19 protein-coding genes are annotated in these 16,742 nt (G+C 27.8%); 18 read left to right on the top strand and 1 reads right to left on the bottom strand.

The window, feature by feature from the left end; genetic code table 11:
• The 16 genes from BUA90_RS03940 to BUA90_RS03865 all read left to right on the top strand — a co-directional run.
• The coding region (locus tag BUA90_RS03940; RefSeq protein WP_143146265.1) for a zinc ribbon domain-containing protein at nucleotides 1-423 on the top strand (423 nt) is incomplete at its 5' end.
• Nucleotides 424-517: 94 nt separating this feature from the next.
• Nucleotides 518-1,195 carry a response regulator gene (locus BUA90_RS03935; protein WP_072966091.1) on the top strand — a complete coding sequence of 226 codons (678 nt, stop codon included), beginning with the start codon at nucleotides 518-520 and terminating at the stop codon, nucleotides 1,193-1,195.
• A gap of 163 nt (nucleotides 1,196-1,358) precedes the next feature.
• Nucleotides 1,359-2,525 (top strand): NAD(P)-dependent malic enzyme, encoded by a 1,167-nt coding sequence (locus BUA90_RS03930; protein ID WP_072966090.1) that lies wholly within the window; start codon nucleotides 1,359-1,361, stop codon nucleotides 2,523-2,525.
• A 53-nt stretch (nucleotides 2,526-2,578) separates the two neighbouring features.
• On the top strand, nucleotides 2,579-3,892 hold the full coding sequence (locus tag BUA90_RS03925; protein ID WP_072966089.1) for a 2-hydroxycarboxylate transporter family protein: 1,314 nt from the start codon (nucleotides 2,579-2,581) through the stop codon (nucleotides 3,890-3,892).
• Nucleotides 3,893-4,112: 220 nt separating this feature from the next.
• A complete protein-coding gene (locus BUA90_RS03920; RefSeq protein ID WP_072966088.1) occupies nucleotides 4,113-5,261 on the top strand; it encodes an MGDG synthase family glycosyltransferase in 1,149 nt (382 codons plus the stop codon).
• Nucleotides 5,262-5,470: 209 nt separating this feature from the next.
• Nucleotides 5,471-5,875 (top strand): DUF7793 family protein, encoded by a 405-nt coding sequence (locus BUA90_RS03915; protein ID WP_072966087.1) that lies wholly within the window; start codon nucleotides 5,471-5,473, stop codon nucleotides 5,873-5,875.
• A gap of 194 nt (nucleotides 5,876-6,069) precedes the next feature.
• Nucleotides 6,070-6,714, top strand: coding sequence for a tRNA (guanosine(46)-N7)-methyltransferase TrmB (gene trmB / locus BUA90_RS03910; protein WP_072966086.1), 645 nt, complete (start codon nucleotides 6,070-6,072; stop codon nucleotides 6,712-6,714).
• A 38-nt stretch (nucleotides 6,715-6,752) separates the two neighbouring features.
• The gene (locus BUA90_RS03905) at nucleotides 6,753-7,253 is read left to right on the top strand and encodes a YqeG family HAD IIIA-type phosphatase (protein WP_072966085.1); all 501 of its coding nucleotides are present in this window, start codon (nucleotides 6,753-6,755) and stop codon (nucleotides 7,251-7,253) included.
• Between the two features lie 182 nt (nucleotides 7,254-7,435).
• Nucleotides 7,436-9,130, top strand: a complete 1,695-nt coding sequence (locus BUA90_RS03900) for a phosphoenolpyruvate carboxykinase (ATP) (RefSeq protein ID WP_072966084.1) — start codon at nucleotides 7,436-7,438, stop codon at nucleotides 9,128-9,130.
• A gap of 41 nt (nucleotides 9,131-9,171) precedes the next feature.
• Entirely contained in the window at nucleotides 9,172-9,459 is a 288-nt protein-coding gene (locus BUA90_RS12375; protein ID WP_159429994.1) for a hypothetical protein, read from the top strand.
• A gap of 113 nt (nucleotides 9,460-9,572) precedes the next feature.
• Nucleotides 9,573-9,920 (top strand): PilZ domain-containing protein, encoded by a 348-nt coding sequence (locus tag BUA90_RS03890; RefSeq protein WP_072966082.1) that lies wholly within the window; start codon nucleotides 9,573-9,575, stop codon nucleotides 9,918-9,920.
• Nucleotides 9,921-9,977: 57 nt separating this feature from the next.
• Nucleotides 9,978-10,919 carry a phosphoglycerate dehydrogenase gene (locus BUA90_RS03885; RefSeq protein ID WP_072966081.1) on the top strand — a complete coding sequence of 314 codons (942 nt, stop codon included), beginning with the start codon at nucleotides 9,978-9,980 and terminating at the stop codon, nucleotides 10,917-10,919.
• A gap of 17 nt (nucleotides 10,920-10,936) precedes the next feature.
• Nucleotides 10,937-11,686 carry a phosphatase gene (locus BUA90_RS03880; protein WP_072966080.1) on the top strand — a complete coding sequence of 250 codons (750 nt, stop codon included), beginning with the start codon at nucleotides 10,937-10,939 and terminating at the stop codon, nucleotides 11,684-11,686.
• Between the two features lie 100 nt (nucleotides 11,687-11,786).
• On the top strand, nucleotides 11,787-12,707 hold the full coding sequence (locus BUA90_RS03875) for a DMT family transporter (RefSeq protein WP_072966079.1): 921 nt from the start codon (nucleotides 11,787-11,789) through the stop codon (nucleotides 12,705-12,707).
• A 113-nt stretch (nucleotides 12,708-12,820) separates the two neighbouring features.
• Nucleotides 12,821-13,861: a dual-specificity RNA methyltransferase RlmN gene (gene rlmN, locus BUA90_RS03870; protein ID WP_200793477.1), complete on the top strand. Its 1,041-nt coding sequence runs from the start codon at nucleotides 12,821-12,823 to the stop codon at nucleotides 13,859-13,861.
• Between the two features lie 140 nt (nucleotides 13,862-14,001).
• Nucleotides 14,002-14,412: a hypothetical protein gene (locus tag BUA90_RS03865; RefSeq protein WP_072966077.1), complete on the top strand. Its 411-nt coding sequence runs from the start codon at nucleotides 14,002-14,004 to the stop codon at nucleotides 14,410-14,412.
• A gap of 60 nt (nucleotides 14,413-14,472) precedes the next feature.
• Here the strand turns inward: BUA90_RS03865 and BUA90_RS03860 are convergent, their stop codons facing one another.
• Complete coding sequence (locus BUA90_RS03860; protein WP_072966076.1) at nucleotides 14,473-14,715, bottom strand: hypothetical protein; 243 nt, start codon at nucleotides 14,713-14,715, stop codon at nucleotides 14,473-14,475.
• Between the two features lie 134 nt (nucleotides 14,716-14,849).
• On the opposite strand from BUA90_RS03860, the gene BUA90_RS03855 reads away from it, so the two are divergent.
• Both BUA90_RS03855 and BUA90_RS03850 read left to right on the top strand, forming a co-directional pair.
• Entirely contained in the window at nucleotides 14,850-16,121 is a 1,272-nt protein-coding gene (locus BUA90_RS03855) for a M14 family metallopeptidase (RefSeq protein WP_072966075.1), read from the top strand.
• Nucleotides 16,122-16,256: 135 nt separating this feature from the next.
• Nucleotides 16,257-16,670, top strand: a complete 414-nt coding sequence (locus BUA90_RS03850; protein ID WP_072966101.1) for a universal stress protein — start codon at nucleotides 16,257-16,259, stop codon at nucleotides 16,668-16,670.
• Nucleotides 16,671-16,742 lie beyond the last annotated feature (72 nt).

Raw genomic sequence — 16,742 nt, 5'->3', positions numbered from 1 at the left:
AAATTAAATAAAGCTAACAAACAAAACTTCATACAAATACCATTTGGGAAGCTAATAAGGTATATAGAATACAAAGCAAAAGACTATGGAATAAAAGTAAAATATGTAGATGAAAGTTATACTTCTAAAGTAAGTTGTTTTACAGAAGATATAAAAGTAATACAAGAGCTTTTACAATATAACCTTGATTTAACTAATGCATTGGGTGGGAAGCGAGTTAAACGAGGTTTATTCAAAGATAAAGTTATAAATAAAATAATCAATGCAGATTTAAACGGAGCAAGGAATATATGTTTACTAGGCAGTAAAAAAGCACAGCAGAAATACAAAGTAGGAGGTGAAAACCGTTGGCTTAATTTAAAGCTGTGCAATCCCATAAAAGTAGAAAGCGACTTCGAGTTATGCAGGTTTATAGCCTCATAATAGAAGTATCGGATAAGATCTATAAATCTATAAAGATTTATAGGTATGCGTTGCTTTCTATAAGGTTTTTATAGATATAAGTCAACGGTTTAAGATGATTAAAGTTTTAATAGTAGAAGATGACCCAATGGTAGCTGAATTAAATAAGAGATATGTTGAGAGTGTTGATGGTTTTAGTGTTGTCGGTATAGTATCAGATGGTGAAGAAGCTATGGATTTTTGCAAAAAAAATAAAATTGATTTGATTATATTAGATATATATATGCCGAGGCTTGACGGTATTAATTTTTTAAAGGAACTCAGAAAAAAATTTATGATGATAGATGTTATATTAGTTACAGCTTCAAGGGAAACTCAAAATATTGATGCAGCACTTAAATTAGGTGCTGTAGATTATTTGATTAAGCCTTTTGAATATGAGAGATTAAAAAAAGCATTAGAAAATTATGTTGAGAGATGTAAAGTTTTACATGGTACTAAGGCAGTTAAACAGGAAGAAATAGATGTTATAACTAAGGCCTGTAAAAAGAGTGAAAACAATAGTTTAAAAAAAGGATTACATAAAAAAACACTTCAAAGAATTCGTGAATTTATGAAAAAACATCAAAATGAATATCTTACAAGTGAAATTATCGCTGAAGATATAGCTTTATCGAAAGTTACAATTAGAAGATATTTGGAATATATGGAAAGTATTGGTGAAGTTGAGATTGAAGTGGAATATGGGTCTGTAGGTCGTCCGTCGCATTTATATAGATATATTGGAGAATAATTTATAGGCTGAATAAATATGTATTTGTAAAAATTGTTAAAAAAAAGTCATAAATATTTTTATTTACAAAAACATTTAGAATAATTTCTAAATGTTTTTGTTTTTTTAATATAGGTTAAAATTTTCATATAAGATAGTCAAAAATTAGAAAGGATGATATTAGATGAGTTATTCAGAAAAAAGTTTAAAGATGCATGAAGAAAAAAGGGGTAAGATAGAAGTTATATCTAAGGTAAAAGTTACAAATAAAGATGAGTTAAGTACAGCATATACACCTGGCGTTGCAGAACCTTGTAGAAAAATTCATGAAAATAAAGAAAATGTTTATAAATATACTTCTAAAGGAAATTTAGTTGCGGTAGTTTCTGATGGAACAGCAGTATTAGGTTTAGGAGATATTGGACCTGAAGCAGCGATGCCTGTAATGGAGGGAAAGGCAATATTATTTAAAGAATTTGCAGGTATAGATGCATTTCCTATTTGTTTAGATACTAAAGATGTAGATGAAATAGTAAAGACAGTAAAATATTTAGCACCTACTTTTGGAGGAATAAATTTAGAAGATATATCATCACCTAGATGTTTTGAAATAGAGAAAAGATTAAAAAGAGAATTAAACATACCAGTATTTCACGATGATCAGCATGGTACTGCAATAGTTGTTTCAGCAGGACTTATAAATGCATTAAAAGTAACCAATAAAAATATGGAAGATATTACTATAGTAGTTAATGGACCAGGTGCAGCAGGTACAGCTATTGTAAAAATGCTTATAAATCTTGGTGCAAGAGACATCATTGTATGTGACAGAGAAGGTATAATTTATGAGGGAAATGATAAGTTGAAAGGACATAAAAAAGAGCTTTCTAAGATAACAAATAAAAATAAGAGAAAAGGAACTTTAAAAGATGCTATGAATGGAGCAGATGTATTTATAGGTGTATCTGCTGCAAATATTGTAAGTGAAGATATGATAAAGTCAATGAACAAAGATGCAATAGTGTTTGCAATGGCTAATCCAGTACCGGAAATAATGCCTGATTTAGCTAAAAAGGCTGGAGCAAGAGTAGTTGGTACAGGGCGTTCAGATTTTCCAAATCAGATAAATAATGTCATAGCTTTTCCAGGAATTTTTAAAGGGGCGTTAGATGTTAGAGCTAGACAAATAAATGAAGAAATGAAAGTAGCAGCAGCTTATGCAATAGCAGGGATAATAAGTGATGAAGAACTTAATGAGGACTATGTTATACCAAATCCATTTGATAAGAGAATAGTAGAGAGAGTAGCTAAGGCAGTAGCAAGAGCAGCAAAAGAAAGTGGTGTATGTTAAAAAATTTGAAAGCTGTATTTTAGAAGCCGAAAACATTTAAAGGAGGAAGAAAAATGGTTGGTGCAGTACAGAGGAAAAAAGATATTAATAACTTGGAAAATCAAGGATATAAAATTATGGGAATGTCAATACCAGTATTTGCACTTGTTACATTTGTAGTTTTATTGGCAACTTATATGGGTGTGCTTCCTAAGGGAATGATTGGAGCATATCCAATTATGATGGTAATAGGAGCTATATTTAATGAAATAGGTAATCACACGCCTATAATAAAAGATTATTTAGGTGGAGGACCAATTGTAGTTATATTTGGTTCAGCTGCTTTAATTACCTATGGTATATTACCTAAAGCTACTGGTGAAATTGTAACAAACTTTATGAAAGGACAAGGATTTTTGAGTTTTTATATAGCAGCACTTATTACTGGAAGTATATTAGGTATGGATAGAAAATTATTAATAAAAGCAGCTATAAGATATTTACCAGCTATTATTGCTGGAGTGGCAGCTGCATTAGGATTAGTTGGATTAGTTGGTGGATTAATAGGATTTGGTGCTAAAAAGGCAATACTTTATATAGGATTACCTATAATGGGTGGAGGTATGGGAGCTGGTGCTGTACCGTTATCAAAAATATTTGGAGAAGCTTTAAAAGTAGACCCAAAGGAAATGCTGTCTGTAATGATTCCAGCTCTTGCACTTGGAAATGCATTATCTATAGTTGTTGCAGGTTTATTAGATAAAATAGGTAAAGTTAAAACAAATCTTACTGGAAATGGGAAATTATTAAAAGGAAATGTTGAAGAAGTTAAACAAGAAGAAAAGATAGAAAAAATAGATTATAGAAATTTAGGAATTGGACTTTTATTATCAACTACTTTCTTTGTTTGGGGCAAAATATTAGCTAAATTTATTCCTATACATTCATATGCTTTAATGATAATATCTGTTGCTGTAGTTAAAGCTATAGGTATAGTTCCAAGAAAATATGAAGTAGGAGCTTTTCAATGGTTTAGATTTATAATGGTTAATTTGACTCCAGCACTATTAGTTGGTATAGGTATAGCATATACAGATTTAAATGCAGTTATCGGCTCATTTAATTTACAATATATTTTATTAGTTACAGTTACAGTAATAGGTGCAGTACTTGGTTCTGGTATTGTTGGAAGCTTGCTTGGATTCTATCCAATTGAATCAGCAATTACAGCTGGATTATGTATGGCAAATATGGGAGGAACAGGAGATGTAGCTGTTTTATCTGCATCAAAACGTATGAATTTAATGCCGTTTGCTCAGATTTCATCTCGTATAGGAGGAGCTTTTATGCTTATACTTGCAACTGCCTTACTAAGTTTATTTGGATAAATCCCTCTTTAATATAGATTTTGAAAAGAACTAACAGATATTTTAGGTGCTGTTAGTTCTTCATTTTTTGCTTAAAAAGATTAATAAAAATTTTTTTATCAAATATTAACCAAATTATATAATTAAAGGTGTATAATATATATTAGCTAGAAATAAAAATGAGAAAAAAAGGAAACCCTGTTTTAAATATATAAATATACATTAGAGAGGGGTAAGCATAGTGCGTAAGATACTTATATTTACAGCATCAACAGGAGGAGGACATAATCAGGCAGCTGCTTCATTAGAAGAATTATTAAAATCAAATGGATATAGTGTGGTAAAGTTAGATGCTTTAAAAGAGACGAATAAATTATTGGATTCTTTTATATCAGATGGATATAGAATATTGGTAAAAAAATTTCCTAAAACTTATAGGGAATTATATAAGTTGAGTGATAGGAGAAAGGTAAATTTTAAAATAACTCGTATAATTACTAAGTTTTTACGTAATAAAATATATCAAATCATACAAAAACATAATCCAGAAGTGATTATTGCTACACATCCTTTTTTGGTTAATGTAATTGGTGAATTAAAAGAAGAAGGGAAGATTTGTATTCCATTTATATCAGTAGTTACAGATTATAAAATTCATCAAACATATGTGCATAGTAGTGTAGATGCATATATTACAGGAAGTTATTATACAAAACTTAGCATGATGGAAAGGGGAATACCAAAAGAAAAAATATACCATTATGGTATTCCAATAAGAAAAGAATTTTTTGTTTCATCAATAGATAAGAAGAAAAATAAAAAAGATGATTTTACTATACTTTTAATGTGTGGTAGTATAGGACTTAAAGCGATGGAAAAAGTTTTAAAGAGGCTAGTTAAGAGTAAAAATAGAATTAAGATAATTGCAGTATGTGGAAATGATGTAGATTTAAGAATTAGAATAGAACAAAAATATATGGATAAATATGAGGATAAAGAAATAATAGTATATGGATTTACTAATAAAATACCAGAATTAATGGATATATCCGATATTATTATTTCTAAACCAGGAGGACTGACAGTTTCGGAGTCAATAGCTAAGAATATTCCTATGGTAATACCATATGTAATACCTGGACAGGAGGAAGAAAATGCAGATTTTCTAGTTCATACAGGAGCAGGTATAAGAGTGAAAAAAATAAAAGAAATAACAGATGTTATAGACAATTTAATTGAAAATCCGAGTTTATTAAGAGAAATGAAAAAGAATATAAAGAAATTGTCTAAGACTTATTCAATGGAAAGTATAGTAGAGATAGTAAATAAACTTATAGAAGAAAACAAATATAATACTAAAAATTATAAAAAAGAGAGAGTTATATCTTAAAATGGCAAGTCTCCTATGGTAGCAAGTTACTGTAGGAGATTTATTTTTTATTTTATAAGAAATATTAAAAATGATTTAAGAAAAATTTAAGATAAATTACTTAGGTGTTTTATAGAAAGCTATTAAAAATTATTGTAAAATATTAATAAAATATTAACAGACATTCTTCGACAAATTACAACATTACAGTATATAAAAGGTGATGTGTTATGGAAATAAAAGATATAAAAGGAAAATATATTATAAGATTAAATCCAAAAAGAAATTTAGTTTATGAAACTTGTATAGGGTATTGGAAACCTGAGGATGTAGAAAGATTACATAGAGAATATATTAAAAAAATTATTCCCATATTTAAAGGAAAGCAGTGGGCAAAATGTTGTGATTTAAAAGCTTATAAAACTTCGATGATTACTCAAGATATAAAAAAATATGCTAATTTGTGGACTAAGAATGGATATGTTGCTTGTGCAGTAATAATAGATGATTCAGATATTTATAAATCAGTAATAGAGCTTCAAATGAAATTGAGTGTAAAAAATATGCCATTTAAATTGAAATTTTTTACAAATATTAAAGAAGCTGATAAATGGCTGAAAAGTGAAGGTTTTTAGAAAGAGATAAAAAGCAGTAAAACGCTTTTTTTTTTAGTTATAGGAAAAAATATTTGTAAGATTTAATGCATAAAAAGTATAATATAGATATGTGATTGCAAAACTTAATATTGGATTTTTTGTTATATTTGAATGTAAAATTTAATTTGATAAAGTTAATAGAAGATTAAAATATATTGAGAGGATGACATGTATTGAGGTTAAGATATATAAAAAATGCAAAAGAAAAGATGGAAATGCATGATAAAGTTATAACAAACCCCGAACAATATAGATATAGCTGGAATGATATATTTGGTAATGACAATCCTATTCACGTAGAATTTGGAGCAGGGCGTGGAGGATTTATTGTAAAAATGGCAGAAAAATATCATGATATAAATTATCTAGCTTTTGAAAGAAATTCAAAAGTAATAATAAAAGGATTAAATAAACTGCCGGAAAAAGTGCCATCAAATTTTTATTTTGTTCATTCTGATATTAGAAAAATAGAAGATATTTTTAATGAAAGTTTTATAGAGAGAATATATCTTAATTTTTCTGACCCGTGGCCAAAAGAAAGACATAGTAAGAGAAGACTTACTCATAGAAGATTTTTAGAATTATATAAAAAGATATTAGTTCCAAAAGGAGAAATTCACTTAAAAACTGATAATGATATGCTTTTTGATTTTTCGTTAGATGAATTTAAAGAGATGGGCTGGGAAATAGTTATGGTTACAAGAGATTTGCATAATAGTAAGTTTGTGGATGGGAATATTATGACAGAGTATGAAGAAAAATTTGTTAAGAAAGGTCAGCATATAAATAAATTGATAGCAATTTCACCTAAGAAATAATAATAAAAATTTAAATTACTGGATTGAGGTGGCACAAGATGAAAAATTTATTAATTCCTAAATTATACGTAGATTCAATATTTGATATAAATTTAGATGAATTGAAAAAAAGGGGAATAAAAAATTTAATAGTAGATATAGATAATACTTTAGTAGCATGGGACAAAAAAACTGCACCTAGAAGTGTTATACAATGGTTTGATGAAGTTAAGAAAAAGGGATTTAATATTTGCTTAGTTTCTAATAATACTGAAGATAGAGTTGTCAAGTTTACTGAAAATATAGAAATAGCAGCATTTCACAGAGCTAAAAAACCTTTTAAAACTACATTTTATAAAGCTATGAATTATATGAAAGCAAATAAGGAAAATACTGCTGTAATAGGTGATCAAATTTTTACTGATATTCTTGGAGGGAATAGAGTTGGACTCTATACTATTTTAGTAGTGCCTATTGAGAGCAAAGAATTTTGGTGGACACAGCTTGTTAGGAAAATAGAAAGATTTATTCTAAAAAAAATAAAAAAAGGTTATAATTAAAAAATATTTATTTGGCTAGGAGAATTGTCCTAGCTTTTATTTTTTTGCAATAAAAGTATAACACATATATTAATAATATGTAATATTACTTTTTGAATACAAAAAAATATGTTAAAATATAGCTGCTAAAGGTCAATAAGTATGTTATAAATAATTCATTATTTTGTTGGGGGGATTTTTAAATGGCAACTGTAGGTGCTTTTAATAGCTTGAAAATAGGGAGCACAAATCCAATTTTTTCACAAATTAGAACGACCATTGAGACAGCATTTTATAGAAATAATGTAGCATATATAAATACTGTTAAAGAAGCATATAATCTTGCTGTCAATTCGCCAGGTACAATAATAACTGATATGTCAATTTTTAAGCCTGAAAAAATAGGACTTGATAAAGATGCTAAAGTACTTTTGTTTAATGATGGAGAAGTAACTGGAAGATATGCAGCTGCTAGAAAAATAATTAGACAGACAGATACAAATAAAGATGAATATGCTGCTTTATTAAGAGAAGCAGTATATAATACAAGATATAAGAAAATGTATCATGCTACTGCTGTAGTAGGACTTGATAGGGATTTTATGGTAAGAGCTCATTTGCTAATTCCTAAGGGACATGAAAATATATTATATAATTGGCTTTTAAACTTTCAGTATTTTAATGAAGAATATATTGAAATGTATAAACATTCTAAACTTATACAGGGTGAAGGTGATATATACATTTTTTCAGACCCTGATTGGAGAGATGAAAGACATCCTTTAGGACTTACATTGTTTGAGCCACAGAAAAATTGTGCTGCAATCCTTGGGATGAGGTATTTTGGAGAACATAAAAAGGGAACTTTAACATTGGCATGGAGTATTGCAAATAGAAACGGATATATATGCTGTCATGGAGGACTTAAAAGATATAATTTAGATAATGGTAAAAAATTTATAGTAGGTGTATTTGGACTGTCGGGTTCTGGAAAATCGACATTGACTCATGAAAGACATAATGATAAATTTGACATATCTATACTTCATGATGATGCATTTATAATTTCTACTGAAAATAAAACTTCTATAGCTCTTGAACCTTCATATTTTGATAAAACACAGGATTATCCAAGCTCATGCAAAGATAATAAATATTTACTGACTGTACAAAATTGTGGAGCAACTATGGATGAAAATGGAAAAATAGTATTGGTTACGGAAGATATTAGAAATGGAAATGGAAGAGCAATAAAATCAAAATTATGGACAAAAAACAGATTAAATAAATTTGATGAACCTATAAATGCAATAATATGGTTAATGAAAGACCCTAGTTTACCACCAGTACTTAAAATCAATAATCCGATACTTGCAGCTACAATGGGAGCTACACTTGCTACAAAAAGAACATCAGCTGAAAGATTGGCTAAGGGAGTAAATAAAGATTCTTTAGTAATAGAACCATACGCTAATCCATTTAGAACTTATCCATTGGCTGAGGATTATGAGAAATTTAAAGATTTGTTTAAAAATAAAAAAGTTAACTGTTATATATTTAATACTGGTTTTTTTATGGATAAAAAAATATCAAAGGAAATTACTATTGAGCTGTTAGATAGTATAGTAGAAGGGAAAGCTGATTTTGAGAAATGGGGTAATTTTTCAGGTATAGAGATTGTTAAAATTAAAGGTTTTATACCAAATTTATTAGATGAAAATTATGTAAGTGAATTAATAAAAGGAATAAAATATAGAATTAATTTTATTTCAGATTTGAATTATAAGGATAATGGAGTTGATAAATTACCTGAGGAAGCGATAGATTGTTTAAATAATTTAATTAAAGAAATAATTGAGGTTAATAAAGTTGAGTATAAATTAAAAGTTGCATTATAAATTAGCCATTAAATATGTTTCCACCGGTTTCTAATTTAATTATGAAATCAATTGTAGTAGTAGGATTAATATATATAACGAGTTTGATGTTTTCAATTGTGCGTCTTGTGCCAGGTGAAAATGACAAGTCAAATGGGATTTCAGATTTAATAAGTATATTGAGTAGAGAATATAATTCAGCTAGTTTTACTGATTTGGAGCATAATAAATTGATGAAAATTTCTGATGCCAATAGAGTATGTATATTTTTAGAAAATTTAGACATATTCATCCCTCTTTATATCTTTATAATATATTTTATGATAAATTTTACATTGTTGATATTTTAATAGTAGATAAAAGCATTTAAAACTTATCTATATAATTTATAGTTTGTTTATTTTCTTGATAAAATGTATAATTATATAATAATAGTAAATTGGAGTAAATAAGGGGGAGTATAATGGAGGATAAAAGAAAGTTTAAAAGATTACCTGTAAATATTAATTTAAATATTAAGTCATTATATAAGTGCGGAGATAAGACTTTAAATGATATTAATGAAGATGTTACAGTTATAAATATTTCTAGGTCGGGTATAGGATTTATTAGCAAGAGAGAATTTCCTATTGGATACTATTTTAATGCTAAAGTTACAATTGATGAAGAAAAAATATTTTATAGTGTACTCAAAATAGTGAGATGTCAGAGAATAAATAATGGTTTTACAGTTGGCTGTGAATTTGTCGGATTAGCTGATATATTGAGTGAAGTTGTTGAAGATTATGAACATGAAATTTTTAGTAAATAAAGTTACTGCTTTGCAGTAACTTTATTTTTAAAAAAATTAACTGAAAGGAAGTTTATTATGAAAGTACTTTTTACATATGATTACGGCACAGAAAAAATGAATTCTATAAAAAAATTGGGTTATGATGTAAAATATATCTATGAAAGAGAAATAATAAATTCAAAAGAAATAGAAGACATAGATATATTAGTTTGTTATAATCCATTTAATAGATTAGATATTACAAAACTTTTAAATTTAAAATGGATACAATTATCAAGTATAGGTATAGATCAAGCACCTATTGATTATATAAAAAAGAAGGGAATTATTTTAACAAATAATAAGGGTGGGTACAGTATTCCAATGGGTGAATGGATTGTACTAAAAATATTGGAAATTTATAAAGATAGCAGATATTTTTATGAAAGACAAAAAGAAAAGAAATGGAAAATTAATACTGGTTTATTAGAATTATATGGTAAAGTAGTAGGTTTTTTAGGAACAGGAACTATTTCTATAGAAGCAGCTAAAAGACTTCAAGGATTTGGAGTTAAAATTTATGGTTTGAATACAAATGGTAGGAATATAAAATATTTTGATAAATGTTTTTCTTTATCTAATCTTGACGATTTTTTAGCAATATGTGATATTATTATTTGTGCAATACCATATACAGAAAAAACACATCATTTAATGAATGGAGAAAGATTGAGCAAAATGAAAAAGAATTCTGTTTTAATCAATGTTTCTAGAGGAAGCATATTAGATGAAAGAGATTTAATTGAAAAATTGAAAGAAGGCTGGTTCATGGGGGTTGCTTTAGATGTTTTTGAAAATGAACCGCTATCGGAAGATAGTCCTTTATGGGATTTTAAAAATGTCTATATTACTCCGCATAATTCATGGGTATCAGAAAAAAGAAATGAAAGAAGGTTTGAAGTTATATATGAAAATTTAAAAAGATACAAAAACAATGAAAAATTATTAAATGTAGTGGATTTAGAAAAGGGTTATTAATTTTGAGGGGTGATTTTGTGAAACTTATATTAGATACACATATACATACTATTTCTAGTGGACATGCATATAGCAGTGTACACGATTATGTAAAGGCTGCAATTCAAAGGGGGATTGAATTATTTGCTATTACTGACCATGGACCAGCAATGCCGGGTGGACCTCATATCTTTCATATAGGTAATCAAAGAGTAATACCTAGAGAAATTGATGGAATAGAAATATTAAGAGGTGTAGAAGCAAATATTATAAATTATGATGGGAAAATTGATATAGAAGAAAGATATTTAAAAAGACTTGACTTAGTTTTAGCAAGTTTACATGATGTTTGCATAAAGCCGGGTAGTGTAGAGGAAAATACAATGGCTTTTATTAATGTTATGAAAAATAAGTATGTAGATATAATAGCTCATCCGGGAAATCCGAAATTTCCTATAGATATTGATAAATTTGTTAAAGCTGCTAAAGAAAATGATGTAATAATAGAAATAAACAATAGTTCTTTTACTAATCCGGGTCGAAAAGGGAGTAGAGAAAATTGCATAGAAATTGCTAAAAAAGCTAAAGAGCTTGGAGTTAAAATAATAGCAGGAAGTGATGCTCATATTTCTTTTGATTTAGGTAAATTTGATAAAGTAATTGAAGTTTTTAAATTAGTTCAAATGCCTGAAGAATTAATTATGAATATCTCAAAGGAAAAGCTTAAAAGATATTTAAAAAATAAAGGCAAAGCATTATCTGAAAAAACTTCTGTTCCTTTTAAGTAGAAACTAATGATAGTATATTTTTTATAGAAAAGGGTTGTTTTAAAGATATATTTTTTGTAGTATTTATTTTTATTCAAAAATATAAAAGGAAGGTAGAGTTATGGCAGAGAAGGAAAAATATTTACCTTATTTAGCTGGAGTAGGAATGTCTTTAATATTTGGTTTTTCATTTTTATTTACGAAAGAAGCTTTATCTGGAATAGGACCTTTTCATCTTTTAGGATTTAGATTTGGAATAGCAGCGTTGACTTTGAGCCTATTAAAAATATTTAAAATTATAAATGTTGATTATAGAGGGAAAGGTTTACATAAACTTATTGCTATTGCTTTGGCACAGCCGGTAACGTATTTTATATTTGAAGTTTTTGGAATAAAAATGACTACTGCATCGGAGTCAGGTATGATGATAGCTTTGATACCTGTTGTTGTAACAGTATTTGCAGCTATATTTTTAAAAGAATATCCTTCTAAAATTCAGATTATCTTTGTTGGATTATCTGTTGTGGGCACTATTTTTATAATAATTATGAAAAGTAGTGAAATAGGTTCAAATATAAGTGGTATTATTGTACTGCTTATGGCTGTTTTATGTGCTTCAATTTTCAATATTTTATCTAGAAAGTATTCAGCAGAATTTAAACCTGTAGAAATAACATTTGCAATGATGTGGATAGGGGCAATAGCATTTAACTTTATAGCTGTGCTAGAACATCTCTTAAAAGGAGAAATAACTAGATATTTTGAACCTTTATTAAATTATAAAGTGCTATCATCAATACTATATTTAGGTATTCTTTCTTCAGTAATAGCTTTTTTTCTAGTAAATTATACTCTATCAAAGCTAGAGGCTTCAAGGTCTGCAGTTTTTGCAAATCTATCTAGTGTAGTGTCTATTATAGCAGGTGTTTTGATAAGACATGAACCTTTTTATTGGTATCAATTTGTGGGAGCAGTTATGATACTTACAGGAGTTTGGGGAACGAATTATTTTGGAAGTAAATTTCATAAAAAAGCATTGTAAATGCGTGTAATAATTATATGATGTCAGTATTTAATTGACATCTTTAATTTTACTTTGAGATTTTATATTTTGAGATTTTATATATAGATAAAATTAAAATGAGGAGAGATAATGTGAAAAAACAAGTTGATTTGAGAAGTTTAACTATAAAAGAGCTTGAGGAGTTGGTGGTTGAGCTTAGTGAAAAGAGATTTAGAGGGAAACAAATTTTTGAATGGATATATAAGGGCATAGAAGATATAGAGGAGATGACTAATATATCTAAAAAATTTAGAAATAAACTTAAAGAAGTATCATATTTGAAAAATATGGATATATTAAAAGTATTAAAGTCAAAAAATGATGGAAATAGAAAATATCTTTTTTTATTAAAAGATGGAAATGTAATTGAAAGTGTTTTAATGAGATATAAATATGGAAATTCTGTATGTGTATCAACACAAGTAGGATGTAAAATGGGCTGTAGTTTTTGTGCATCGACTATAGACGGCATGGTTAGAAATTTAACTGCAGGAGAGATTATTGGGCAAATTTTATCTATTAGTAAAGATATTGGTGAAAAAATATCAAATGTGGTTTTAATGGGCAGTGGGGAACCTTTAGATAATTATGATGAAGTATTGAAATTTTTAGAAATAATTAATCATCCTTCTGGATTAAATATAAGTATGAGAAATATAACTTTATCTACATGTGGAATTGTTCCTAAGATATTGGACCTTGCAGAGAGAAAATTACAATTAACCCTTGCTATATCACTACATGCTCCTAATGATGAAATTAGAAATAAGATTATGCCTATAAATAAAGTTTATAATATGGACAAACTTTTGAAAGCATGTAAAAAATATATAAAAATTACGAATCGAAGGATAACATTTGAATATTCTTTAATAAAGGGAGTTAATGATAAAATAGAACATGCATTTGAACTCTCCAGAAGATTAAAAGGCATGTTGTGTCATGTAAATCTCATCCCTTTAAATGAAATAAAAGAGAAAAATTATACTACATCAAATCAGGATAGAGTGATTGAATTTCAAAAAATACTTAAAGAAAAAGGTATTAATGCAACTATAAGAAGAGAAATTGGCAGTGATATAGATGCAGCTTGTGGTCAATTGAGAAAAAATTATATAGATAAGATAAAATAAAAAACACGAATATTATAGATGTAAATTAGTTAAATGTTTTTGAAGGAATTTATGAAGATTTGTAGAAGTTCTAGTAAAGAATATTTTGAATATTCTTTAACAGAGTTCTTTCTCTAATATATTAAAGGGAGGAGATTAAAATGATAAGTATTATTGCTGGTCCAAAGGGCAGTGGAAAGACAAAAAAATTGATTAATATGGCAAATAAAGATGTTGAAAGTTCAAAAGGAAATGTAATATTTGTTGATGATGATAAAAGACATATGTACGATTTAAGACATGATTTGAGATTTATAAGTATGGATGAATATCCATTGAAAAATGCAGATGAATTCTTTGGCTTTTTATGTGGAATTCTTTCAAATGATTACGACATCAACAAGATTTATATAGATGGTCTGTTTAAAGTAATGCAGGCAAATCATGATGATATACCTAAGTTTATTGATAAATTAAAAAGTATTTCAGAGTCTTATAATATAGATTTTATTATGACTATAAGCTGTACAAAAAATGAACTCAATGAAGATATGCATCAATATCTAATATAAAAGAACAATAAATTTTTAAAGTAGAAAAGGTGAAGAAAGAAAATTTTCTTCACTCTTTTTTTATGGCAAGAAAGATTTTCCTAAATACTTCATTATATCATCAGGATTGCTATTTATATTTAACAAAATTTCTTTTCCAGTTTCCTCAAAGACAACTAAGACTTCAGCAGAACCTTCTAAGAAAAATTTAGCTACTGTATCTTCTTTTACTTCCCTGAGTTTATTTTTATGGTGCTTTTTCTTCTTATATTCTCGTATAAAACAAGAACCAGTAAGACCTATAATTTTTGTATATCTTTCCATATGCAACCTCCCAATTTTAATTCAATAAATATTATAACACATAACTATACAATTAAAACTTTTTAAGATTAAATCACATTATATAAATGAGAGTATAAGATGATAATAAAAGGTATTTTTAGGAGGTAAATGATTTGAGAATTTTAAAGTTAGGTTCAAAAGGAACTGATGTAATGGAAATACAATCATTGTTAAAAAAGATAGGATATAATCCCGGGGCAATAGATGGTTTGTTTGGATGGCAAACTAGACAGGCAGTCATAAATTTTCAGAAAAACAATAACTTAACTCCTGATGGTATAATAGGACCTCAAACATATAAAGTATTAAAACCTCTTTTGTTAGGCTATGATATTTATTATATAAAGAGTGGAGATACATTTTGGGATATAGCTAAAAGGTATTATACTACAGTAAATAAGATAGTTGCTGCTAATCCGGGTTTAAATCCTTATGAACTTCAAGTAGGACAAAAAATTGTTGTACCGTATGGTATAGATGTAGTAGATACAAATATAGATTATACTTATGAAATAATGGAAAGAGATATAGAAGGGTTAAAAGCGAGGTATCCTTTTATTGAAGTAGGAGTGGCAGGTAAGAGTGTATTGGGAAAAAATTTATATTATATAAGACTGGGAAAAGGGTCAAATCAAGTTTTTTATAATGCTTCACATCATGCCTTAGAGTGGATTACTACACCGCTATTGATGAAGTTTACTGAAAATTTCTTAAAAAGTTTTACAGATGGAAAGAATATCAGAGGATATGATTTACAGCAAATATGGAATAAAAGCAGTATATATATAATTCCAATGGTCAATCCTGATGGGGTAGATTTAGTACTTAATGGCTTAAGTCCGGATAATCCATATTATGAGCAGTTGTTAAAATGGAATGATACAGGACTTCCTTTTTCTAAAGTTTGGTCGGCTAATATAAGAGGAGTAGATTTAAATCACAATTATGATGCTTTATGGGAGGAATATAAAAAGATTGCAGAAAAATTAGGTTATGATAAACCCGGACCTAGAAGGTATCCAGGAGAATATCCGGAATCTGAACCAGAATCTAAAGCAGTTGCAGATTTTACGAGAAAACATAATTTTAAACTGACATTATCATATCACAGTCAAGGTCAGGTTATATATTGGAACTTTCAAAACATGGCACCGCCAGTTGCAAGGACAATAGGCGAAATGTTTTCTAGGGCTAGTGGTTATAGATTAGAAGAAACATACGGTACAGCTTCTTATTCAGGATATAAAGATTGGTTTATCAAGGAATATAGAAGACCGGGATATACTATAGAAGTAGGTAAAGGTACAAATCCATTGCCAATATCGCAATTTCCTATGATATATAATAACAACGAGGAAATACTTTTACTTGCTGCTATAGTATAATAAGTTAACAAAATGTAATAGATGTTTAAATAGAATTAAATTGTAGTATAATAATTAATAGGGGGAATATACAGAGTTAATAAGTATATGTTTGAACCCAATAAAACGGTAAAATTAACCGGAAAGGGGTTTGAAATGAGAAAAACAGTAAAAAATATAATGGTCTGTGTTACTCAACAAAAATCTTGTGAAAGGTTGATAAGAAGAGGAGCAGAAATTAAGAAACAATTAAATGGAGAACTGCATGTTATTCATGTAGTAAAAGAGGGCTGGAAGTATTTTGGAAAACTAAAAGAGTCTGATGCTTTAGAATATCTTTTTGATAAATCAAAATCATATGGAGCTGATTTAACAGTTATAAAAGCACCAGACATTGAAGAAACTTTGAGAAATTTTGCAGAAAAAAATAATATAGATATTATAGTTATGGGTGAATCTTTTGAAAAGTCAGAACAGCAAAATATGATTAAAAGATTAAAAAACAAATTAAGTTATGAAGTTATTATAGATGTGGTTCCTCTTGAAGAAGTGAATGAACAAGCTGTTTAAAAGCAGGTATGGTTTATTTCCATACCTGTTTTAATTTTTACTAAAAATATTGCAAAACTAAATTATTTTGCA

This window comes from Caminicella sporogenes DSM 14501, assembly GCF_900142285.1.
In the GTDB taxonomy this organism is placed as follows: Bacteria; Bacillota; Clostridia; order Peptostreptococcales; family Caminicellaceae; genus Caminicella; species Caminicella sporogenes.
Note: the sequence above shows the minus strand (reverse complement) of the source record. Positions and strands in the feature narration are given on the sequence as shown.

What these genes read in the sequence shown, in the direction of transcription:
- BUA90_RS03935 (WP_072966091.1), top strand. Translation starts at nt 518, where the DNA reads ATGATTAAAGTTTTAATAGTAGAAGATGACCCAATGGTAGCTGAATTA.
- BUA90_RS03930 (WP_072966090.1), top strand. Translation starts at nt 1,359, where the DNA reads ATGAGTTATTCAGAAAAAAGTTTAAAGATGCATGAAGAAAAAAGGGGT.
- BUA90_RS03925 (WP_072966089.1), top strand. Translation starts at nt 2,579, where the DNA reads ATGGTTGGTGCAGTACAGAGGAAAAAAGATATTAATAACTTGGAAAAT.
- BUA90_RS03915 (WP_072966087.1), top strand. Translation starts at nt 5,471, where the DNA reads ATGGAAATAAAAGATATAAAAGGAAAATATATTATAAGATTAAATCCA.
- BUA90_RS03905 (WP_072966085.1), top strand. Translation starts at nt 6,753, where the DNA reads ATGAAAAATTTATTAATTCCTAAATTATACGTAGATTCAATATTTGAT.
- BUA90_RS03900 (WP_072966084.1), top strand. Translation starts at nt 7,436, where the DNA reads ATGGCAACTGTAGGTGCTTTTAATAGCTTGAAAATAGGGAGCACAAAT.
- BUA90_RS12375 (WP_159429994.1), top strand. Translation starts at nt 9,172, where the DNA reads ATGAAATCAATTGTAGTAGTAGGATTAATATATATAACGAGTTTGATG.
- BUA90_RS03890 (WP_072966082.1), top strand. Translation starts at nt 9,573, where the DNA reads ATGGAGGATAAAAGAAAGTTTAAAAGATTACCTGTAAATATTAATTTA.
- BUA90_RS03885 (WP_072966081.1), top strand. Translation starts at nt 9,978, where the DNA reads ATGAAAGTACTTTTTACATATGATTACGGCACAGAAAAAATGAATTCT.
- BUA90_RS03875 (WP_072966079.1), top strand. Translation starts at nt 11,787, where the DNA reads ATGGCAGAGAAGGAAAAATATTTACCTTATTTAGCTGGAGTAGGAATG.
- BUA90_RS03865 (WP_072966077.1), top strand. Translation starts at nt 14,002, where the DNA reads ATGATAAGTATTATTGCTGGTCCAAAGGGCAGTGGAAAGACAAAAAAA.
- BUA90_RS03860 (WP_072966076.1), bottom strand. Translation starts at nt 14,715, where the DNA reads ATGGAAAGATATACAAAAATTATAGGTCTTACTGGTTCTTGTTTTATA.
- BUA90_RS03850 (WP_072966101.1), top strand. Translation starts at nt 16,257, where the DNA reads ATGAGAAAAACAGTAAAAAATATAATGGTCTGTGTTACTCAACAAAAA.